General features: G+C 37.3%; 15 protein-coding genes. 9 read left to right on the top strand and 6 right to left on the bottom strand.

The window, feature by feature from the left end:
- The first annotated feature begins 3 nt into the window (after positions 1-3).
- From FLAPXU55_RS10485 to FLAPXU55_RS10475, 3 genes are all read left to right on the top strand, one after another.
- The gene (locus tag FLAPXU55_RS10485; RefSeq protein ID WP_180857607.1) at positions 4-3,057 is read left to right on the top strand and encodes a DNA polymerase III subunit alpha; all 3,054 of its coding nucleotides are present in this window, start codon (positions 4-6) and stop codon (positions 3,055-3,057) included.
- Between the two features lie 289 nt (positions 3,058-3,346).
- The gene (locus tag FLAPXU55_RS10480; protein ID WP_180857606.1) at positions 3,347-3,970 is read left to right on the top strand and encodes an SOS response-associated peptidase; all 624 of its coding nucleotides are present in this window, start codon (positions 3,347-3,349) and stop codon (positions 3,968-3,970) included.
- An 11-nt stretch (positions 3,971-3,981) separates the two neighbouring features.
- A complete protein-coding gene (locus FLAPXU55_RS10475) occupies positions 3,982-4,425 on the top strand; it encodes a hypothetical protein (RefSeq protein WP_180857605.1) in 444 nt (147 codons plus the stop codon).
- Positions 4,426-4,492: 67 nt separating this feature from the next.
- On the opposite strand, the gene FLAPXU55_RS10470 is transcribed toward FLAPXU55_RS10475, so the two are convergent.
- Complete coding sequence (locus tag FLAPXU55_RS10470; protein WP_180857604.1) at positions 4,493-5,842, bottom strand: hypothetical protein; 1,350 nt, start codon at positions 5,840-5,842, stop codon at positions 4,493-4,495.
- Between the two features lie 411 nt (positions 5,843-6,253).
- On the opposite strand from FLAPXU55_RS10470, the gene FLAPXU55_RS10465 reads away from it, so the two are divergent.
- From FLAPXU55_RS10465 to FLAPXU55_RS10445, 5 genes are all read left to right on the top strand, one after another.
- Entirely contained in the window at positions 6,254-7,012 is a 759-nt protein-coding gene (locus FLAPXU55_RS10465) for a hypothetical protein (protein WP_180857603.1), read from the top strand.
- 32 nt (positions 7,013-7,044) lie between these two features.
- Positions 7,045-8,058: a hypothetical protein gene (locus tag FLAPXU55_RS10460; protein ID WP_180857602.1), complete on the top strand. Its 1,014-nt coding sequence runs from the start codon at positions 7,045-7,047 to the stop codon at positions 8,056-8,058.
- Positions 8,059-8,166: 108 nt separating this feature from the next.
- Entirely contained in the window at positions 8,167-8,691 is a 525-nt protein-coding gene (locus tag FLAPXU55_RS10455; protein WP_180857601.1) for a hypothetical protein, read from the top strand.
- 272 nt (positions 8,692-8,963) lie between these two features.
- A complete protein-coding gene (locus FLAPXU55_RS10450) occupies positions 8,964-13,223 on the top strand; it encodes an NACHT domain-containing protein (protein WP_180857600.1) in 4,260 nt (1,419 codons plus the stop codon).
- 141 nt (positions 13,224-13,364) lie between these two features.
- Complete coding sequence (locus FLAPXU55_RS10445) at positions 13,365-15,155, top strand: DUF4365 domain-containing protein (RefSeq protein WP_180857599.1); 1,791 nt, start codon at positions 13,365-13,367, stop codon at positions 15,153-15,155.
- A gap of 344 nt (positions 15,156-15,499) precedes the next feature.
- Here the strand turns inward: FLAPXU55_RS10445 and FLAPXU55_RS10440 are convergent, their stop codons facing one another.
- A complete protein-coding gene (locus tag FLAPXU55_RS10440; protein ID WP_180857598.1) occupies positions 15,500-17,314 on the bottom strand; it encodes a hypothetical protein in 1,815 nt (604 codons plus the stop codon).
- Positions 17,315-17,981: 667 nt separating this feature from the next.
- On the opposite strand from FLAPXU55_RS10440, the gene FLAPXU55_RS10435 reads away from it, so the two are divergent.
- Positions 17,982-19,229, top strand: coding sequence for a Shedu immune nuclease family protein (locus FLAPXU55_RS10435; RefSeq protein WP_180857597.1), 1,248 nt, complete (start codon positions 17,982-17,984; stop codon positions 19,227-19,229).
- Positions 19,230-19,364: 135 nt separating this feature from the next.
- Here the strand turns inward: FLAPXU55_RS10435 and FLAPXU55_RS10430 are convergent, their stop codons facing one another.
- The 4 genes from FLAPXU55_RS10430 to FLAPXU55_RS10415 all read right to left on the bottom strand — a co-directional run bounded on the left by FLAPXU55_RS10430 (position 19,365) and on the right by FLAPXU55_RS10415 (position 22,352).
- On the bottom strand, positions 19,365-19,700 hold the full coding sequence (locus tag FLAPXU55_RS10430; RefSeq protein ID WP_180857596.1) for a helix-turn-helix domain-containing protein: 336 nt from the start codon (positions 19,698-19,700) through the stop codon (positions 19,365-19,367).
- Positions 19,701-19,807: 107 nt separating this feature from the next.
- Positions 19,808-20,545: a hypothetical protein gene (locus FLAPXU55_RS10425; protein WP_180857595.1), complete on the bottom strand. Its 738-nt coding sequence runs from the start codon at positions 20,543-20,545 to the stop codon at positions 19,808-19,810.
- Complete coding sequence (locus tag FLAPXU55_RS10420) at positions 20,542-21,801, bottom strand: site-specific integrase (protein ID WP_180857594.1); 1,260 nt, start codon at positions 21,799-21,801, stop codon at positions 20,542-20,544. The genes FLAPXU55_RS10425 and FLAPXU55_RS10420 overlap by 4 nt, the downstream gene beginning before the upstream one ends.
- A complete protein-coding gene (locus FLAPXU55_RS10415; protein ID WP_180857593.1) occupies positions 21,798-22,352 on the bottom strand; it encodes a helix-turn-helix domain-containing protein in 555 nt (184 codons plus the stop codon). The genes FLAPXU55_RS10420 and FLAPXU55_RS10415 overlap by 4 nt, the downstream gene beginning before the upstream one ends.
- Between the last annotated feature and the right edge of the window lie 81 nt (positions 22,353-22,433).

Below are 22,433 nucleotides of genomic sequence, written 5' to 3'. Positions count from 1 at the left end.
ATCATGTTTCTCAACTGCCACTCCTATCATTCCCTGCGCTACGGCACTATTCCATTGGATGATCTGATCTGGCAGGCAGCCCATTGCGGTGTCACGGCAGCAGCCTTGACCGACATCAATACCGTAACAGGGATTTATGATTTTATAAAAGGCTGCCAGGCTCAAGGCATAAAACCGCTTGTCGGGATAGAATTCCGCTGCAGGCACCACCTGCGCTATATCGGTCTTGCAAAAAATGCAGCAGGGCTTGCCCAAATGAACCGCTTTCTGACCGATCATAATTTCAGCGGTGCTCCGCTTCCTGAAAAGGCCCCGGCTTTGGAATCGGTATATTTTATTTATGGTCTGGAAAATGCGCCTGACCAGCTCGGCGAAAATGAATTTATAGGCATTGAGCCTGACCAGCTCGGCAGGCTTTTTATGCCTGAGCTTAAAAAGAAGATTTCCAAAATGGTTATCCTGCGGCCAGTGGTATTCCGTACCAAAAGGGAATACAACCTGCACCGAATCCTGCGTGCAGTCGACCTCAATGAGCTTCTCTCCAAACTCGGCCCTGATGACTGCTGCCGAAAATCGGATATCATGATTCCCGAAGCGGAACTTATCGCCCTGTATAAAGATTATCCCGAGATCATCGAGAATACCCAGTACATCATCGAGCACTGTAATTTTAAATATGATTTCGAAAGCCCGAAAAACAAAAAACACTACACCAAAAATAAAGCTGGGGACATTGCCCTTTTAACCACACTGGCCGAGGAAGGTCTGGTGTGGCGCTACGGACGCCATAATATCGAAGCGAAAGCGCGTGTGGAAAAAGAGCTAAAAGTCATCAATGACCTTGAATTCAGCGGCTATTTTCTCATTACCTGGGATATCATACGCTACAGCAACAGCCGCGGTTTCCTTCATATCGGAAGGGGATCTGGCGCCAACAGCATTATTGCCTACTGTTTGGGAATAACGGATATCTGCCCCCTGGAACTTGATCTGTATTTCGAGCGCTTCCTGAATGAAAACCGTAAAAGCCCTCCCGATTTCGATATTGACTGGTCTTGGAAAGAAAGGGATGTGATCCTGAAATACATCTTTGACCGCTACGGTTATGAGAATGTAGCTTTCTGCGGTACCAATGTGGAATTCAAATACCGCTCGATTTTCCGGGAGGTCGGCAAGGTATTCGGCCTTCCCAAAGATGAGCTGGATATGCTGGCAAAAAATCCCATGAAGCTCCACCAGACCAATTCTATTGTCAAGCTGGTTCAGGAATACGGCATGATGCTCGAGAAATACCCCAACATGCGAAGCATGCATTCCTGCGGGATTTTGATCTCGGAAGAACCGCTGACCAATTACACGCCGCTGGAAATGCCTCCGAAAGGATTTCCCATAGTGCTCTTTGATATGCATACAGCTGAAGATATCGGCTTTGATAAATTTGACATCCTCAGCCAGAGAGGCATCGGACATATTGATGATACCGTGAAGATAATTGAGCAGAACAGAGGCATTCGCATCAATATCCGCGACACGAGACTGTCAAAAAACGAACAGTCCGCAAACGTGTATCTTGCCGAGGGCCGGACAATCGGATGCTTTTACATTGAAAGTCCTGCCATGCGCGGCCTATTGCGCCGCCTGAAATGTGATAATTATAAAACACTTGTGGCCGCCTCTTCGATTATCCGTCCCGGAGTGGCGCAGTCGGGAATGATGAAGGAGTACATCTTCCGACATAACAACCCGTCAAAATTTGAATATTTTCATCCTGTTTTCGAAAAGGAGCTTGGAGAAACCTACGGGATTATGGTCTATCAGGAAGACGTGATCAAAATTGCCCTGCATTACGGCGGGCTTTCAGCCGCCGACGGAGATATCTTAAGACGTGCCATGTCAGGCAAGGGACGCTCAAAAGCGGCACTTCAGAAAGTAAAGGATGATTTCTTTATTTCAGCCGCCGCAAAAGGGCATCCCGAAGCGCTGAGCCATGAAATCTACCGCCAGATCGAATCCTTTGCAGGTTATTCCTTCTGCAAGGCGCACTCGGCATCCTATGCCGTTGAAAGCTACCAGAGCCTTTACCTCAAGGTACACTACCCTGTTGAATTTATGGTGGCCGTCATAAATAATCAGGGAGGTTTTTACAGAACTGAAATCTACGTGCACGAAGCCAGAATGGCCGGCGCTGTTATCCACACTCCCTGCGTAAATAAAAGCGGATATGAAACTGCCCTTTACGGCACCGATATCTATCTGGGTTTTATGCACCTTCAGGGCCTGGATTCCAAACTCTCGCAGTTCATCGCTTTTGAACGAGAAAGAAACGGCGTTTATAAGTCACTGGAGGATTTCATAAACAGGGTGCCGATGGGCATTGAGAATGTAAAGGTTCTCATCTTTATAGGCGCTTTCCGCTTTACCGGGAAAACCAAAAATCAGCTGCTGGTTCAGGTAAGCCTTCTGATGAATAATTTTAAGCCCGAGAACCGCGGACTTATGCTCATTGAGCAGCCCGCAAAAGAGTTCAAGCTGCCGGTTCTGGCACGCTCCGTATTTGAAGATGCTTTTGATGAAATCGAGCTTTTGAATTTTCCCATTTCCTGCACCGTTTTTGATCTGCTGCAGACCAGACACCGCGGAGATGTGATGGTCCGCGACCTCCTGAAATACCATAAAAAGCAGGTCCGCATGCTGGCTTACCTGATCTCGACCAAGCAGGTTCCGACCAAAAGGGGCAATATGTATTTCGGGACGTGGATCGACCATGAAGGAGCCTATTTTGATACGGCGCATTTCCCCGACAGTCTTGCAAATAATCCTTTTCAGGGAGGCGGCTGCTACCTGCTTTTGGGAACCGTGGAAATTGACTATCATTTTCCGACCATCACTATTTCAAGGATGGCGAAAATGCCTTTCATTCCTGATCCCAGATATTCGGACTCGGAAAAAAGGTATACCACCCAGCACAATATAAAACAGGATGTCAGCAGCACCCACAGACAGCCTTATCCGCAGGAGCACGAAATCAATCTGCCGCGCCACAGAATGAAATTCTGATTTTTTTTTATGTAAAGTCCTAAGAATGAATTAAATTTGATAGAGAAGTAAAAAAAGAGAAAGAAAAATAAGCATGAAGCACAGCAGTTTTCTGCTGTTTCTTTTCCAAAGCAGCTTTTTTCGATGCTCATTTTCTTTTATAAGCCTTTCGATGCGTTTAATGTCTATTGGGTATAATTCCATAAGATTGTTTTGTCAAACATAAGCGCAATGAAAAAAATAAAAGCCCCCTTAATGATATATTAGTATCAGAATAAGACATTTTAAAACAGCCTTAAAACGGAAAATTATGTGTTATTATACCCAGCAGAATGCCTCGATAGAAGATCTAAAAAGACGCTTTAATGCAGAACTCGACAATGAGGAGACCTATCTTCAGTCGGATTTCATTAACGGATTCTCCCATCCCAACATCCCTGTAATACTCAATTCCTCTCCGCACCTTATCACAACGGATTACACTTGGGGGCTTCTGCCGTCCTGGGCAAAAGACATTGAGTTCAGAAAAAACACGCTCAATGCCCGCATAGAAACCATTGACGAGAAAGCGTCATTCAATAATATAACCCATAACCGCTGCCTTATAATCGCTTCGGCCTATTACGAATGGCACTGGAATGATGAAAAAGGAAAAAGCAAGGACAAGTACCAGATCAACTCTCAGGATGACGAGATCTTCACCTTTGCAGGCTTGTACTCTACATGGACGGATCCGGTAACGGATGAGATTAGAAACACCTATACCATGGTGACCACTAAAGCAAATAAGTTAATGGACTTCGTGCACAACCACAAGCACAGGATGCCTATAATGCTTAAAAAACAGGATGAAACGGCTTGGCTGGACCAGTCCGTAAAGATTCAAGAATTTGCATATCCCTATGAAGGGAATCTGGTAGCATTTCAAACTTAATAGAAAAGATCATGGATAATTACGGTAAGACAAAAGATGACTTTATGAAGTCCTTTCTCGACGAACTATATTCAAAAACCCATTTCGAATATGAACATGATCCGGAAGTTATGGGCTTCTTTGAACCCGATGATCCCTACACTGACCATATCGTGGCTGCTCAGGAACATGTAAAGGAATTTATGAAAGATTCCATCAGCAGTCTGCCTGGAATATCTGCTGCTGAAATTACAAAACAATATGAAAAAATGAGGGAGGAAGTTTTCGACATCCTGCAGCCGGAAATTGAAAAATATATCGAAGAAAAGGTAACCGTGGATGTAAAATGGCCGGATTCAATTCGTCTGGTAGATGACGGAAACGGAGGATTTAGATATTTTGAACCAGCTAATGACGATCCAAAATTGTTGGAACGTTTAAATGATACCATAGATATCAATCATCAAGAAGAGTAATTACAGCTAGATCATAACACATTAAATTGCTCAAAAAATATCCTGAAACAACTTCTTTCTTAATTATTTATGGCTGTGGTCTCAACCAATGAAGGGATTCTTCGTCCGAGGCTTCTTCAGGCAGAATTATAAACTTTCTTTTTAATGGAAAATTTTTTCCATCAAGATCAACAGAGTGCCAATTACTGGTCTCATCAATTACCCAGCAGATCTCAGGAGGTGCATAGGACTGAAAAAAATTACAATAGATTCTTCGCAGATGTTTGTTTCCGGGATTAAAATCACCAATTGTTTTAAAGATTTTATCAAATCTGAGCTTCTCGACTTGCGGACCGTCAACAGTTTCAATTCCGACATGAATCGCAGCATTTCTTCCATCTGGAAACTGTTCGACAGCACTTTTCAGCTGTCTTTTGATATCTTTCGCTTTTGAATCTATTGCTTTGGGTGCATCACACTGCCAGTAGGCACCATAAGCTTTGTCTATTCGGGTAATATAACGGCCAATTGCCGCACCCTGTCCATAATGGACATACTGTCCTAATATCCCACATGCAAAACCGCTTGAAAATTCTTTCTTGCCAGCAATTAGATACTGCACCTGTGGCGAAAATTCCTTTACAAAAAACTTTTCGAGATGCTCATCAATAACGTCAAAATCAACAAAAGATACAGACACATCCCAGATCTCATTAGAGAAAATTATTCCTTCTTCTTTTATAAAAGGGAGTTTGGCCTTAAGTTCCTTTTCCAGAAATCTATCATCCAGTGAATTAAGCTCCACATGAAACACAATATCCAGCACCATGTCAAAAGTTAAAAGCGCAACGTTAATATAAGAAAGCATTTTAAGCCATTTGATGCGTTCATTTTTACCGTATTCAGATCCGCTTAGTCTTTTACATTCTATAAACCATTCCTCACCCTGTCTTTCGGCTAGTAAATCCGGGCTTTTTTCATTAGGGACTTCAGCGATGAAATTGACTTTCCAGCCGTTTTTAACCCAGGTGACAGCCGTAAGAATTTCAAAAAAAATAGAATCTGCCTGTGCCTTTTCATTTTTCAAAAGACGCTTGACCTTATTTTCAATTCCTCTGATTCCTTTTACTATTTCTAATTCTTTTCCAACAGCAAAGAAAACTGATGCTGCCCTAGAACCCTGCACAGGCTCATATTTTGCTATATCATTTAAAAGCATATCCATCAAATAGAGATACCAGCCAATGACATCATTATCAATGGACAGGCGATGCATCTCAGATAGCTCTGCCGATTCAAAAGGACTGCTGTTCAAAGCATTTGCTATACTCTTTTCAATTCGATCTCTTCTTGTGGCCCAATGTTCTGCTGACATATAAGAAATAAGCCACTCAAATGCAGCACGGATATCTGGATCTTCATAATTTTCTGGTTTCATAGCTTAAAATTATTAAGAATGTAGTACACTTCAGTTGAACTAATGTAAGTCTAATGTTAAATTTACGACAGGAATTGAAAATCAAGTTGTTAATACTCAAATATAGAAATTCCAAACCATGTATTGACAAGTAGAAATACGCAATTTTAATGCTGCTGTTTATTACACGTTCGAATTCATCAGGTTCTTTCTCACTGCATGAAGATCGTAATGTTCCCTATTCTTGAAATTTCTGTAATAAGAATTTGTCCTATCTTTATTTGGCGCAAAAAACAAGCATTTTAACATCAGGTATAAATACTGTAAAAACACGTGCATAAAAGAATATTCCATTTTTTTTTATTATTTCGTATCATTAGAGACAACTTTTAATGATATTTTTTTTATAAAGAATAAAACATTTAAAACACAATGAAAGAAAACAGAATTGCACAAATAAAGAATGAATTACAGCAAACCGAAAAAAACGAAGGAATTATTACCGTAAAGCTTATTCAACAAGAAAGCCCTAAGAGCTCAGTATTTGAAAAGCCATTTGCAAAAGATTTAGGTTTTCCACTAATTCTTGCAGTCCTTCTTGTACTTATAACCAGATTTATCACAAGGAAGACTATCAAGGCTGAAATTAGTAAGCTGAAAACTGAAACTGATAAAAATAATGCTGAAATCGCAAAAGTAAAATCATCCTACCAGCCCATTATTTTAAACTCACTGCAGATTATTCAGAGCCATCTGTACCAAGATAAGATAAACTCATTAAAGAATCTAATGAAATCAAAATCAGATCTCTTCAATGTCAAGCAGATCTATCATGAAGGTGATGCCTTAATAGATGATATATATGATTATTACCAAACCGTGTATAACAAACTTTCAGAAAATCTGATTGAAAACCTGAAAAGAAATGCACTGGAAAATGCAGGTCTATTTCCCTCTAAAATCAGGACTAAATTCAATAAGCTCAATGGGCTTGTTTATGAAGCATACAATATCCAGAGTAGACATTTTTCAGTGAAAACACAAGATCTTCCAAACGGCATGCAGAAACTGCTTGAAGATATAGATGCGGAGTTTGAAAAATTGATAGATCTAATCAGAGATGACCTTCATTTTGATAATACCTTTATCCACGACTTTATAAAAGAGTACCAGAAAGACCTGAAACAATAAGATCAGCCCTATTATAATATTTATTTTAGACTATGAAAACCATTTACCAGCATATTGAAGATTTAAAAATTGAACAGTGGCATTACTATCATGGTATTGATAACCGCTTTGCCGCACAAAAGCCTTTTGTGGACAGTATCTCATACACGGATTTTATCCGTAACTACTTTACTCAGGGACAGAAAGTAGAGATTTTTGAAAACAGCAGAATAAATCCCAGCACCTTGAGGCTACCTGAACATATTTGCTCCGTTTTTATGATGGGAATAATTTTTCATGAGAACACTTCTTTAAGGTCCAGAATCAAACCCGGCACAAATGACCCTGGCTACCAGACCTTCCCTTTCATTTGGTTCCTGACAGCATTATTCCATGATAACGCCTACCAGATGGAAGATAAGCAACAGCTTACAGAAATCCATACTCTGCCGGATCTCATTGCTCATTTTGATATTACACATAATCTCTTTGCTGCAAAATTTAAACGCTGCAGAAAACTTATGCAGGTCAGGGGAAAATATTTCCTTTTTAGGAAAAAGCAGTTCGGCGTTGTTGACCACGGACTTCTGGGGGGGCTGCTTCTATATGACCGTCTGGTCAAAATACGACGTGCTAAACACCGGGCTCAGGAAGGTGGGCTATTCTGGGGAATAAAACTTGAAAACCAGTACAGAATGGCAGCAGATGCCATCTCAATTCATAATATCTGGATTCAAAAACCAGAAATAGTGCAAAAGTATGATCTGACTGAATTCATTAATTTTGAAAAAATAAAATTAAATGATTTTCCTCTTTTTTATCTTCTGGCAATTGTAGACACCCTTGAACCTGTAAAAGAATTTAAAAAGCGTGGATTTTCTGAAGATGTCATTTTAAAAAGCATTAATCTTTCATTTAAACGCAAATCAATAGAGTTCTCAAAAAGTGATACTTGCCTTATCGATTTTGGGGTTCTTGTAAGCAGACTGGAATATTTTAATGACTGGATAGACATCAAGACTGAAATTGGACACCTTAACAATAGCTTTAAAATTACATTTAAGTAACTGAAATGCCCTATAAAATATTTGATTTTTAAACTGCAAATAATAAACATCTAGTGAAAACTGAAATTTTTCCACTATCCTTTTTTAATCTTCAAAATTTGACAATTTATGAAAAGAACTACCTTATCGCATCATATTGATGCTTTGCAAGGCGAATCTTTAATGCTGCTTCGTTTTCAGCTGGCCTATAATAGAATTTCCCTATTTAGTGACTTCCAAGATATATCACGTTCTGAATTTGTGGACCGGTGGCTTGCCCTGAAAGCCATCGAAAATGACTTGGTGGTGCGCATCTGTAAATTTGATGATGATACCAAAGGCGTACACTCACTCAAAAAAGCGATTAATGAATTAACAGCAGCACATCCAAATAAAACCCAGATTGAAGAGAAAATAAAACAGTTCAGCAGATTGATACGGGATATGAAACAGTCTAGAAGAAATGAGAATCTAGCTCATCTTAAAATCGGAAAAGAAGACCGCCAGTATGACCCTAAATACAATCTTATACCTGCAATAAAATTAATCATTGAAATAATTGATCTGATGACCGATAGTAGAGTAAAATATGAGTGGAATGATGGCCGTTATGAAAAATTTGATCTAAGAAAAGAAGTACTCAAGGAACCGTAAATACCATAAAAAAAGCGCCATTCAAAGTACATGCCAAATCTTTAATAACTTATTTACTGGAACATCCATATATGCTCTAAAAATTCGTAATACTTTCCTGCACGGCAATAAAAAAAGTTAGATTTATGAAATTTTACATTCGAAAAAAAACATCTCCTTACACTTTCAACGTAAAAAAGTAAACATAAACTCAATATACAATTGGATTTCTTAAGGACATTAATTCGGTCATTTCTTATAGTATATTTGTATTTCATACAAAATTTACCCTAATGGCAAAAAAAGGAGGTGATTTCGAAATACAGGCTCTTGAGTTCCTTGAAAAAATTTTCAAAGAACTGGCATATGACGTTGTGAGAAGACGAATACAGCTTTCCGGTTCACAGGATGGATACGATGGACTGATTGAAATTGTAGATGATAAATACTTCAGCAAACTGATCTACAGCGAATGCAAGGACTACACGACTGAACTGAATTATACGGATGCTTTCATAAAAATTCCCCAGCTTGCCTCCACCCATAAAAATATAGATTTATTTCTACTAATTTCCCCAAGAAAGGATTTTACCAATATTTTTGAAGACACCAGAAATAAGCCCTTTATGGAGGCTTTGGCTAATGGACACTTCAAAGTTGCTGTCCTAAGTCCGGAAACCGATGTCGAAATATATTTTTCCTTGTATCCGGAGATTTATAAAAAAGTTTACCGGCAGGATGCACCTGTCTTAAATAAAAATCAAAGGCAGGAAATATTAAATCAATTCGATAAGTTTATTTTCTCAGATCGTAATCTACATAAAATAATTATAGATGAAAGAGACAAAACTAATTATATCGGCAAAATTGAGGAAGATCCTTTTCATATTAAAAGAAGCGTTAGGGCCCAGCAAAACAGGGAGTATGAATATTATCTTCCAACAACAGCCCAAAAAACAATACTATCTGAAATCTACCTGAACGACGCTGGGGTCATACTGCTTGGAAATCCGGGTTTTGGAAAGACCTCGGAACTAAAGCAGCTGGCCGCTGAATTATGGAGCAAAAAGGATGAATTGTATATTATTCCTTTTTTTAAATCTATAAAAAATTTCACTATGTCTTCTTCAATCGAAGATTTTATTCCCGAAAACTTTAAATTGATATCAAGGCAGATCATCATTTTTGACGGAGTTGACGAAATAGAGAATATTATCGACTTCAGCAGCAAACTCAGAACTTTCATCAATGACTACAGGTCTTTGTTTGAAAATAAAAATATAAGGCTGGTGATCAGCTGCCGGACAAACATTTACAAAAAATACATTAAGAACATCAGCGATTTGGGGGTTTACTACTTAAATGAAATAAATCTATGGACTGGCCTGCATTTTCTTGAATCCAAATTTGGATTGAATGCCCAAAATAACAGAAATTTTGACATTTATAAAAACAAGGAAATTCTGGAAAATCCATTTTATCTTGAGCTGATAGGCAACCACTATCTAAAGCATAATGTGATCTTGACCAACAAGGCCCTCTTGATCGGTGAATATGTTGATTCCAGGCTCAAGGATGATAAAGCCAATAAATTCAGCAACGACCCTTCATTTGACAAAGACCAGGTTCTAGTCTATACAAAAAAAATCGCGTTCACTTTTGAAGCCATGCAGAAGCCGTTTCTTGCAGCTTCAGAAATAAAAAAGGCCGCGCAGGTAGATGAAGAAAATCTTGCAAAAAACCCGTTCCTGGAAGAGAACCTTGCCGACAACTGGAGTTTTGTGCTTAAAAACATTCAGGAGTATTTCGTTGCCAGGGTCTTGTCCGAGTTGAGTTTCGATCAGATAATAGGCCTGATCCGTATAGACTCCCAGACTGACAAGGTCCACCCTACATGGCATAATGTGGTCACATTTTTACTGAACTTTATTGAAGATCAAAAGATATATAATGCCCTGGTGGATTGGCTGGTGGACAACGATTACGAGCTGCTATTTAATGCAGATTCGGACAGAATAGACGATCAAATAAAATTTAAGCTCTTAAGCAGGCTCTTTAAAAAGGACTGCATAGATGATTACCTGTGGATTAATGACCCTGGGGGAATTGCATCTTTCGGCCAATGCAATTTGAATATCGACTATCTGCTATCTCAGGCAGGAATAATCTCCAACCACAGAAGAGCAAGGATGTCCGCTTTGAAAATCCTATCCAATATGAATATTCCGTACCAATATTCAGAACAGGTAAAATCACTGGCAATTGAAATTATTCAGCTTGCAGATTTTTCAGATGAGCATTATGTGCATCTGATACAAGATGCAATGACGCTCTGCTACAGCATGGGGCTGACTCAAGATACAGCGTTTTTCAACCAAATCATCGCACTACTTAGGGATCAAGATCAGAGAGAAATTATTAGTTCCATAATTTCCTTTGTGCCGGTTGGATCCACTATTGACAACATCGATTATTTTTTGGAAATCCTGGAAAAAACCATCGGCAGCAAAAAGTGGAATTCAGTTTCCAGATACAATTCGATGAGTTCAACCAAAGAACGGATTTTTGCCTTGTTTACAAAGATAACTGATGGCGCAGTTTTGCTTAAAATATACAGCTTCGCCGTTGAGAGGCAGAAAAACTACCAGTTCAGGGACAGTTTGGTAAAGGAGTTTCTATCGTATGCAAAAGAATATTTTGCTTCCAACAAGAAATATAACCGTCAGCTGACCAAGATAATTACAAATGTGGTAATAAAAGATCCAGCAAATTATTATGATGCAGAACTGCTTTTGGAAATAGTCAGATCATGTGAAATAGAAGACCAGGTTTTTCAAATTGTACTCGAGTCGATCCACGGCAACTCTGACAGTAAGCATTTTTTAGCGGAGATTGCAACCAAAGATGATTTTGATAAAATTCTTAAAAAGTACAATGACGGGAGTCTTGACCAAGAGTTCCTGAACCAGTTCCGAAACGTGCTCAGCCACCGCGATTTCACCATGAGCAAAGAGCTTGAAACTTTCATAGAATCAAAGACCGAATTCATTTTTGCGGATAAATTCAGCCAGCAGCAGCTTGAGGAAAGAAATAATTATTACGCAAATAGAGAACAGAAAAACTTTGACGTGCTCTTTGACCACAAGCAGATTGCAGATCAGATTCTGGAATTGTATCATTACATTGGCAAAGAAGATTTAAATTTTAAGGATATCGACAAGTTTTATCACAGATACTATGGAGATTTTGAACTGCAGAAAAAAGTGACCGAAAACGCAAAACGTTTATTTTATAAGATTCTTAGCAATAATTATTCAGAAGGAAGAAAACTAAATGTATCAGATGTGCAAAAAGAGGTCTTCAATTCACGACGCGTTATTATGCTTGATGTCCTGCACGGTCTTCCCAAGGAAAAAGAAGCCACCAGACTTAAAATCTCACAGGAGCAGAAGCAGTTCATCAAAAAATGGTGCCAAGAGATGACCCCGGCCGCAAAAGGCTTTTATTCAAAAATGATCTCCTCAGATGATAAGTATCACTTCTACTACGACGAGGATTATCATCTCTTTGAATCCATTTACAAATTTCAAAAGTATTTTCATTTCGATTTGGATCAGGAGCTGCTGCTGGATATGCTGTGGTTCAATTCGCATGAAGAAAAAATAAAAACTGACTATCTGGACGGAGTTGTTCCTGCTGAAAAAATAAAGCGCCGAATTTCTTGTAATCTTCAGAATGCTAAGCTCTCAGCAGAGAATTTCTGTAACCATCTTAAATATTGCCGAGAGAACAACATCAGCATAAAGGAACTGGGACTTGACCTGAAATCAAAAGTCTATGAATTTTTAAATAATGGCAATTACCATTACACCGGCGAGCTGATAGAGAACTTTTTTGCCGAAGATTTAGAATCCTTACAAGAATTTTTGAATTACAAATTGGAAAATAACCGTGAACCTGTGCGTTTTCTCTTTGATCGCATCTCTTCATTGCTAATTAAATCAGGCAGAGAGCAAATCGTGCTGGAATTTTTGACCCATAATTACTCGACCTTAATTGCTGAAGATGTATTTTCGGAAAAGGAAATAGTCAGAAATCTGATCATCTTGGATCATCCGCAGGCTTTTGAAAATTTTTACAGCATTATAAAAAGCCAGATCCAAAATGACGTCAAGGGCGAATTTGATTTCCGAACGCAGGAATGGTTAAGGTTCACTCGCGCAGAGGCATTGGAAATGTTGGTCAAAACTTTGTATCTGTGTGTCTCGACGAAAAATCTGGAGCAAATTTTCGGAGACCATTACACCCCGGCGAGGATCTGTTTTGACACCATAATAAGCATATGCAAAGCAAATGACGAATCAGCATGCACAAAAGCCCTGGTACTGCTAAATGCTATAGACTCCCAGAAGCTGGAGGCTCAGAACCTCGACCCCTATTACTTGAACAAACTTAAAAATGATATTCATGAAATATTTTACAGCCATAAATCAAAACCATACAAGATGGCGGAAGTATTGAAATTACTAGACGAAAATAAATACTATTTTTAAAAATAATTTTCATTAAAAATCACGACTGATTGTTTTTTTGATAATAACAGATCTTCTGCGTATGGCACTTCGTACATTAATAGCCTGCAAAAACCACAGTTATCACTAAATGCTTATTTTTACAATAGAATTTGGCAAGTTATGAAACAGTACAATTTTGAAGATTCGAATCTACCAAAGGTGAATCCTAACGAAAATCTGGAAACGATTTCCAATAACTTTTTTAGGCCTCTTTTTGGAACCGACAAATTTGAAATTCGCTCTGAAACCCAAAGGGACAAAGGAATTGATTTTCATATTGAGCTTAAGAAAGAAGTCGCTCCCGGTAAGTGGGTTTTTACAAATTACAGGCTTGCCGTCCAGCTTAAAGCCAGCGAATCTGTAAAGACAAATAAGGATGGCAGTTTTACCCTTCAGATCGATTCTTCAAATGTCAATTATCTGCTCAATAACGCAATGCCTGCCTTTTATGTCTTCTTTCACAAGTCTACGAAGTCTTTTTACTACGAAGACGTAAGAATTTTTCTAGCTGCCCTTCATCAGAAAGAACCCGAATGGAGCAAAAAAGAAAAACATGCACTGCGGTTTTCAAAAAAACTCGATGAACTGGCTCTACACGCCATTTATGAGCAGACTCTCGCAAACGGAATTTTGCTGCGCCAGGTAAACCAGTACCTGAAAACACCTTCAGAGGAAAACATTTCACAGGGCATACTAATTGATCACAATAATGCCGTTTACAACGCAGCTGACAATATAGAATACCTTGACCAGTATGGGGCATATCTTATCAATAAGCATCAATTCAATTACATTATTGAAATTGAACAAAAGACGCATCCCCGCCAGGACGCTACGCCAAGATTCAATCTCTTTTGCGGAATTGCGTACTATCAGCGTGGGAACCTTTACAAGGCGATAGATCTGTTAAAAATAGCAGAGCTGCATTCTGAAAGCTTTGACAGCAACATGCAGGCTGCTCTCGCATTTACTTTATTGAATGGAAAACACCTTCTGGGGATTATCTCAAAACAGGATTTCGACAAAGAAATGCAGAAGTTAAGTGAAAGCGGAAAGACCGGTACGTACTTTCAGATAGAAAAAGCCTATAGCATTTTGTGCAATGCCCGATCAGATATTTCAAATGCTTTCAAGATATTCTGTGGCACAGTTGAGAATATCCTGGAAAATGAGACCAACAATGAACTTCGAATCATAGCTTACAGCAAAGTCGTCTCAGCGGAATCCACTGTTCTTCTGAATGATTTAACTTCCAATTTCTGCTATTTTATTGGACGGGTCACGAATCCTTTGCAGACCAAAACTTATCTTGAATGGCTCGAAATGGAGAATAGGTTCTTAAACCAGATCGACGAGCTTGTTGACGCTGCAAATAAATATGAGTACCAGATCGGGATCGCCAATCTGATAATCTTCAGGATTAAATGGAATTATGAGAAAGCAATCCACACACATTACCTGTCAAATTGGAATGTGAGATTTTTTGATATCAGTGCAGTCCTTGATGAGAAAACCCAAAAGCAGCTGCTTTTCGACTGCATCCAACTGGAAAAAATAGCAGAATCATATGATGCTATTGAATTCAGGGAAAACATGCTGTCGTGCTATCTTCTCGAATTTCAGATATTTCATTTTCTTCGAAGAGACGAAAAAGCCCAGGAAATAAAGATTAAAATACTTAATTTTACAAAGGAATACGAATTTGCAGGCCTGCAGAAGCAATATGAAGAAATATTCAACGGTAACACCGCTCACCAGCAGTTTATAAATAAATATACTGTACAGATCAACCAAATGCAGGATTTTGCAACCAAAAATGGAATTGACATTTACAGTCTGCTGGATTCCGACAAATTCAACCACAATCCTAGTTGGTCATTTACGCATTTTTTTGAATTTACTTTTGCATAGATTTATTTTGAGTAAGATTTTATAATCGAAAAAATGAAAAGTACATTTCAAAAAATTACAATTTTACTGTACACTACTTGATTAAAGCATTTTACATTTTTTTTTGTAAAGCCTCTCCAAAATGAGATGTACATTTAATTATAAAAACAGGCCCCTGCCCTTTAATACAAGCACCGTATCGGAGTTTAATCAATCAAATTGAACTAATGGGTTGCCTCATGGGTCGCCCAATGGATTGACTCAAAAATACCCTAAAGCACTACTACTCATTAAATTTAAAAAACCTAAAATGCACATTTCATTTTATATTTGCGTACATTTCAATTTTTCGCTCATATGCACAGTTATTTTTTTAGAAGTGAAAAATATTTTAGGTCTAATCGATAAAGAGGATTTCTACCATTGATTTTTTCTTCTATCATTTCAATAAGCTCTATATCATTGAAGGTTATAATCAGCTTTCCTTCTCTTAACTGCTCTTTTTGCTGGTCTTGAATAGACTGTTTACCGCCTAATCTTGAAAATATTAGAATAAAATTCCCTGTCTTTCCACTTAGATATTTTGTTGTTGAATGCATCGTATCGTAGTCAAATTCATCTTTATAGTTCTTAAATTCAACTATCAAAAGTTTAGCTTTGAAATCCACATTAATGCGGCTCCAAAATGTTGAAGTTGATTGAAAACTGTTATGAACTACTAAATCTCTTCTTAAAGTGTCAGCTGAATTAGAAGCTTGCGTTTCTGCAATATAGGGAGCAAAGGAATCTGCAAAAAGAAATTTGAAAACTTCTGCACCAATTTTTTCATAGTTTGGCCATCCTGCCTTTCCTCTAGGACAGTTACGTAGTTCGTTAATAAGTAATTTCCCTTCATTTATTTCATTTGGTACGCCAAATGAAATCAGATTAAGTCTTGATTTAATAAAAAGATGTATTAATTCGCTATGGTCATTTTCAAAATATAAATCTGTTAAATCTTTGATATACCTTACCTTCACATGATTTTTTTCGAAATACTCTATAACAATATTATCAGGTTTAGAGGTAAACATGACTTGCTTATTATACTTAGACGAATAATTGTTTAATTTTTCCAAAGTTGATTCAAGATCTGTCTCATTAATTTCTTTCTTGTTGAAAATTTTTAAATAGTTATACGTGGAATCTCCTTCAATGCTCAAAAATGTATTTTCCTCAACATTAAACTTTACTTGTAAATTTCTATTTTTAATGAAAAATTTAACGAACTCAACCAATTCGTTTTCTCCAGCATGCGCCAAATAAATTGTTAATAATTCTCTATGTATGAACTCCTTTGAGAAATTTTGATCAGAAATTTTCCAGTCGCTTTTGTTGATCCCAAACCAGCTCCACGAGCTAATTTGTTTATCAATTTTTTCGCAATTGTATGGAGGTCTTGGAATAAAGTCTAAAATTTGTTCATATAAATGAACTGAAGTATCAGTTGGATCTTCATACGACTGAATGCGACAAACTACCAGTTCTTTCCTCTCATCGCAAAGATAGGCTTTGATGCATTTTCCACTAAAGCTAAAATAGTTAGCTGCCAAGGGATAATGTTCAATTATATAACTGCGGTAGAATGAAACTTTTTTATCTAATTGCTCTTTCAAATCTAAATAGACTGTATGTTCTATTTTTTTGCACTTACCTTCGGTGGAATTAATGTTTTCATTATTTTTCTCAATCAAATTTTTTATCGTATCAGAAGGATCTTCAATATTTCTTAATCTAATGCGAAATTGCAAACCATCAACTTTTTCACCATCCAATCGATTTATCTCTTCTTGTATTTGTTTAGGCAGATGATACGCGGAAATAGTAAGTCTATTCAAGTGATACAGGATTTCGCCACCATACCAAATTTTACCAATTAAAAGAGAGCAAAGCTGGTCAGCAAGATTTACAGCAAGTATTCTTTGCTCTTCCACTAAGTCTTTACAATCTTCACTCTCTGCAATGTCGAGACATAATTTCGGCATTTCAATCTCCAATAGTTTATAATTACTAATTTCAATTAAAAGAGCAAATAGTTGATTCTTTAACTGAACGAATCTAATAATTTCATCATTTTGAATCTTGCAAAGTGCATCAAAGTTTGAAACTAATTTTTCAAAATATTTTCGTGTTTCGGTCATATTATTATAGTGCCCTTTCCTCTAGTAATAGATCGGCTATGCAACGAAATTAAGTCGTATTTTCGGAATTGACAAATCATTTAAGATACTAAGTCAAAATAATCGGTATGCTTTAAAAAAGGCCTATCCAAAAATTTGGTAGGCCCTTTAAAATTACAAGTAGCTTTTGAAATAAAATTTACTTATTTCATTTTTAATGCATCATGACATTTCACGCTCTGAGCTAACATTCTGCCGGATATCGTCTGCCGAAGCGGCGAAACGTATTATATAGAGTCCCGAATCAGTCACAAAAGCCTGCTGGCTCTCATCATAACAAGCAAGATCGTAATTGGCAAAAGTAGGTATCAATCTCTGGTTATCACCTATACAAATTCGCAAGTTTTTGTAAAACCAAAGTAAAGTCTTCAACCATTGCTTTTATATTGTTAAGAGCCAATCCTCCTTTCCAATAAATAAAAAAAGAGCAATAAAAAAGTATTATCCGATAAATAGGTATATGTACTTAAGAGATTATAGCAGCAATTTTATACTTTTGAAAGTCAGAGTAAAATTTTAAAAAGTACGGATTTACGTAAAATACTTTCTAAATAAGAGATTTACTTTGTAAAAAGTATATTTCATTATTTGCTGTTTTAAGGTAACAACCCAAAATAAATTAAAAAACATGAAAGGAATAAAACTAATAGAGAATAAAAAGTTAGCGACTAAAAGCACTTTCATAGTAGAAATTAATGGCAATAAAACAAAATTTCTTGCAAAAGAAATTTTGTCAAACGGAACTATCAAATATTATCCCTTTTACGAAAATGATGGAAAAATAGAACATAAATATAAATCAATAGTTTGCATAAGTATTGAATCAAAAACTATAATTAAATCCGGGATTTCAGTTAACGAAGCAAAAGGTTTTGGTTTCACAAGTCCTAAGGGCGTTTCTAATTTTTTCTATTTTTTTCAAGAAAAATTTCCGACTATCAATGAAATATTAATTACTTCAAATCAAGAGACCAAAATTGAGAAAACTAAATTGATTCTTAATGTAAAAGATTTCAATGCAATAGAAAAAAGGACAGGAGGTTTCGTGGAAAACAAAAAAAATGAAAGCCAGAATCTTTATCAATCTATTTTACATAAACTACTTCCTTCAGAAATAGATCCGCCAACTAAGTCAAATTATGTAAGCGGTACGCTTCAATCATTTATTGATCGTTACACTAATATAAAGTTTTCAAAAGAAGAGACAGAAGAATTAACAGATATGTTAATTAATTCAGGTTTACCGCATGAAACTTTAATTGCTGCAAAAACAGAATTTGATATTGTTTATATTGAGGACATAGTTAATGAATACAAAGAAAATTTGAAGCAGACAACAGATACAGCTACACTTGAAGAAAAATGGCATCAGTTTTTTAAAAAACATACATGGATTTTTAGTCAGATTTTTTCATTTCCTGCCGTATTTCTAGGTGAAAAAGTAAATGTTGGAGGGCATAACATTACAGGAAGCAAAGATAAAATCGTAGATTTTCTGTACAGAAACAAAATAAATAATAACATCGCCTTTATCGAAATTAAAACACATTTAACCACTTTAGTTGCTGCAACTGAATATCGCAATGACTTGTATCCCGTTAGCAATCAATTAACAGGTGCAATAATCCAAGTTCTAGACCAAAAAAACACGTTGCTTAAAAATTATCACACAATAGTAGGTAACGAAGCTGAATCCCTTAACTCAATTTGCGTCGTTATTGCTGGCGATACCTCAAAATATAAAAAGAAAGGACAAGGTTCTTCATTTGAATTGTTTAGATGGAGCAATAAAGATGTTCTAATTATTCCTTTTAATGAACTACTTGAAAAAATTGAAAATTTATTAGATTTATTTAAGAAGAAAAAAATTGATTAAACTTTGATTCCGCTGCAGAGAAAAAGATTCTGCATTGAATACGCTAAAAAATCATAAAAAACATTCTTCAGGATTTATAATCACGATGCGTCGCGCTAGTTCTGATTCCTTTTCTTCTTGCTGGCTATCATCCATCTATTTATTATGGATATATTTCATTGCATCCGATTCTATTTCTTGTGTTGTTTTCTTTTTCCCTTTTGAAATCCATTCTAAAAGTTCCTCTTCAAAAAAATACAGCTTTTTACCATATTTATAGCACGGAATTTTTCTTTGCCTTACAAGTGCGTAAATTGTAGGCTTTGCTTTCCCGATCAGCCTGCTTGCCTCTTCAATGCCGATAGGAATACTTTTGTCTTTAGATTCATATACCTGCACATTCTGAATCATAATTTTAATCTCGGCAATTTCCTTCATTAACTGCGCTACTGCTCTGGGCAGATTTTCAAAAGAGATATCATTTATGTCCATAGCTATCGTTTTTAATTGTTATGGTACAAATGAAAAAAATGTTTTTGCTGTGTCCCGTTTCACAACAAAAACACTTGAAAAACACAGTATTTTATAGCTATTTGCATTTAAAAATTAGTAAAATCTTCTATTATCTTTATAATGCCTTTCTGTTCATCATCTTTCATATGCGTTTTAATGCTGTTCTCTTCAACATCTTTTAAAGCGTAGGCAAAAGTTAACTTTAGAAATTGTGCAACTCTATCCTGTCTGCTGACTTTAAAATAATTCCAGAGATTCCAGCCAAAATGATACAGATCGAGATTAGACAGATCTTTTACTTTTACCGGTTTGATATTTTCTAGATTTATTTCTTCAGCATATATAGTTATATTTTTACTCAATTGCTTTAAATCTTCATCCGACGCATACAGCGCGAACTCGTGCTGTGCATAACGGATGGCAGTATCAATTTTGGCTTGTTTCTGACTTTTGACTGCATTTTGCCTTTCCTCCCTTATCCGTTCAATATCTCTGGCTGACTCTATATTTTCAGATAATCGGTGCTTAATTAAAACATCCTGCTGCTCATCTTGGTCTTCATTTGGAATGCGTCTTTCAGGCGGTTCATTTTCTTCTGCCTTCAAAAAACGATTCAGTAATCTCTCAGCCAATTCGTTTAGAAATAAACTTAGAATTGCAAACATTAAAACTCCAAATCCAGTGCTGATCCAAAAGAAAACGCCTGCTGTATATTCATCAGCACCTTTTTCCAGCAGTACCAGTCTTCCGATTATGCCGACAAAGACACAGACTAAAAATACAGACAGGTAAACTGCTATATATTCGAAGTACTTTATTTTCATTTCGCTGTTTTCTTTAAAGATTCCAATTGTATTGCCTGCGAAGCTCTGTTTTTCTTCTCATCTATTACTTTGGCATAGATTTGAGTAGTTTTTACGTTGGTATGCCCGAGCATTTTACTGACCGTATAAATGTCTGTTCCGCTTGACAGCTGCAGTGTTGCAAATGTATGGCGGAAGCAGTGGAAGGTAATATTTTTTTTAATGCCCGCAGATTCAACCCATTTTTTCAGAGGGCGTGAAATCCACGAGGGGTCCGGCAGATCCTCAAAAACAAGCTGCCCAGGAAGCCGCGGTTCATCGCATAGCTGGAAGGCCTGCTGGGAAATAGGCATATATTCCACACCTTTTGTCTTTTTCTGTGTGAAATGCAGTTTAGCCATACCATCTTCCAGACTTATCTCTTTCCAGCGAAGTTTCTGAATATCGGAGTGCCTCAGACCTGTAAGGGCTGAGAAAAGTGCGGCACTTTTAAGGACGTCTTTTTCACAGGGTGTTTCAGCCAATGCATTCAATTCTTTAATGGTCAGATATTCACGTCTTGACTCCTGATCCGGAATGCCTTTTATTTTTGAAGATAAATCAACTGTTAGATATCCGTCGATAAAGGCCTGTTTTAAAGCCGCTTTAAAAATGGAAAAATACCTTGCCGCAGTGTTGTGGGAAAGTATTCCTTTTTTGCCTCCTCCGAGCGGGGCACCCAGCAGAAACAGTTTAAAATCTTCCGCCATTGTGCTGTCAACCTCGGAAAACATCAGGCTGCCTTTGGAATAGCTTTTTAAAAATTCTCTGGTCCGCTCCCAATTGATCTGAATGGATTTTGAACCTCGTGCGTGTCTTTTAGCCGCCACAGCAGCTAGATATCTAATAAAATCCTCTTTTCCTTTCTCTTTCTGCTCCGCCAATAGGTTATCAGCATCACTGTACAGATCTGTATTATCGTATTCCTTCTGCCGGATTTTGCGCACTCCGTCCGCATACAGCATTATTTCACGGTCGCTTTCGCTTCTGCACATTATTACCCCGTTATCGCTGCGTCTGGGTTTGTAGGATTTAGTTCCGTCTGCATCTGTGCGGGCAGTTCTTTTCTTGTCCCACTCCACCGTTGTTACGGCTCTGTTTAAATATTCACGGATTCTTTGGGGAGTTTTCTTTCCGTAAACCTCAACAGGATAGCTTTCTATGTAAACATACCATTCTTTTCGGTCTTCTGCCTTTCGAAGACGAACAGTCACCTTGGTTTTTGCTAATTGTTTCATATAAAATCATTTCCGTTATACAAGTTATCAATTTCGCTCTTTGGAGCATATACATGCTTTCCAATCTGTCTGGTCGGGATTGAATATTTCCTGATATGGCTGTAGACAGAACCTTCAGATATTTGAAACCTCTGAGCTATTTCACCAATGGAATAACAGTCTTCTTTTTCAAGGCTGTATAATTTTTTCTTCGGCGCGGTTTCAGCCTGCGGCAGGCTGCGTGAAGGGCTGAACATCTCTTCCATAACTCTGCGGTCTATTCTTATAAGGCGCGTTCCCAGATTAATTGAAGGAATTTTTCCCTGGTAGACAAGCCGGTAAAGGGACTTATTGGCAATGCCAAAAAGCATGCCAGCTTCAGGAACAGAAATAAATGCCCTGTTCTCGGGTATTTTATCCGTAAGGGCTTTGAGTTCCTCTTCAATTTTAAGCCGTTTCATCTTCTGTTTGTATGCTTTTTTGCTGCATACATGTGAGCAGTAAACAGAAGTCACGGTTTTAGGAAGAAATTCCTCCCCGCAGTTAAGACATTGTTTATTCGTTCTTTTCATCGTCTTTGTCTCCTCATTAAGGTACCATAAGGGTACATAAGTCCCACTTTGTCTCCTCTTAAGTGACAGGTACAAATATGG

It is taken from the genome of Flavobacterium panici (assembly GCF_903819335.1).
Lineage (GTDB): Bacteria > Bacteroidota > Bacteroidia > Flavobacteriales > Flavobacteriaceae > Flavobacterium > Flavobacterium panici.
This window is presented reverse-complemented; position numbering and strand designations above follow the sequence as displayed.

What these genes read in the sequence shown, in the direction of transcription:
- FLAPXU55_RS10485 (WP_180857607.1), top strand. Translation starts at nt 4, where the DNA reads ATGTTTCTCAACTGCCACTCCTATCATTCCCTGCGCTACGGCACTATT.
- FLAPXU55_RS10445 (WP_180857599.1), top strand. Translation starts at nt 13,365, where the DNA reads ATGAAACAGTACAATTTTGAAGATTCGAATCTACCAAAGGTGAATCCT.
- FLAPXU55_RS10470 (WP_180857604.1), bottom strand. Translation starts at nt 5,842, where the DNA reads ATGAAACCAGAAAATTATGAAGATCCAGATATCCGTGCTGCATTTGAG.
- FLAPXU55_RS10480 (WP_180857606.1), top strand. Translation starts at nt 3,347, where the DNA reads ATGTGTTATTATACCCAGCAGAATGCCTCGATAGAAGATCTAAAAAGA.
- FLAPXU55_RS10420 (WP_180857594.1), bottom strand. Translation starts at nt 21,801, where the DNA reads ATGAAACAATTAGCAAAAACCAAGGTGACTGTTCGTCTTCGAAAGGCA.
- FLAPXU55_RS10450 (WP_180857600.1), top strand. Translation starts at nt 8,964, where the DNA reads ATGGCAAAAAAAGGAGGTGATTTCGAAATACAGGCTCTTGAGTTCCTT.
- FLAPXU55_RS10415 (WP_180857593.1), bottom strand. Translation starts at nt 22,352, where the DNA reads ATGAAAAGAACGAATAAACAATGTCTTAACTGCGGGGAGGAATTTCTT.
- FLAPXU55_RS10460 (WP_180857602.1), top strand. Translation starts at nt 7,045, where the DNA reads ATGAAAACCATTTACCAGCATATTGAAGATTTAAAAATTGAACAGTGG.
- FLAPXU55_RS10430 (WP_180857596.1), bottom strand. Translation starts at nt 19,700, where the DNA reads ATGGACATAAATGATATCTCTTTTGAAAATCTGCCCAGAGCAGTAGCG.
- FLAPXU55_RS10440 (WP_180857598.1), bottom strand. Translation starts at nt 17,314, where the DNA reads ATGACCGAAACACGAAAATATTTTGAAAAATTAGTTTCAAACTTTGAT.
- FLAPXU55_RS10455 (WP_180857601.1), top strand. Translation starts at nt 8,167, where the DNA reads ATGAAAAGAACTACCTTATCGCATCATATTGATGCTTTGCAAGGCGAA.
- FLAPXU55_RS10425 (WP_180857595.1), bottom strand. Translation starts at nt 20,545, where the DNA reads ATGAAAATAAAGTACTTCGAATATATAGCAGTTTACCTGTCTGTATTT.
- FLAPXU55_RS10435 (WP_180857597.1), top strand. Translation starts at nt 17,982, where the DNA reads ATGAAAGGAATAAAACTAATAGAGAATAAAAAGTTAGCGACTAAAAGC.
- FLAPXU55_RS10465 (WP_180857603.1), top strand. Translation starts at nt 6,254, where the DNA reads ATGAAAGAAAACAGAATTGCACAAATAAAGAATGAATTACAGCAAACC.
- FLAPXU55_RS10475 (WP_180857605.1), top strand. Translation starts at nt 3,982, where the DNA reads ATGGATAATTACGGTAAGACAAAAGATGACTTTATGAAGTCCTTTCTC.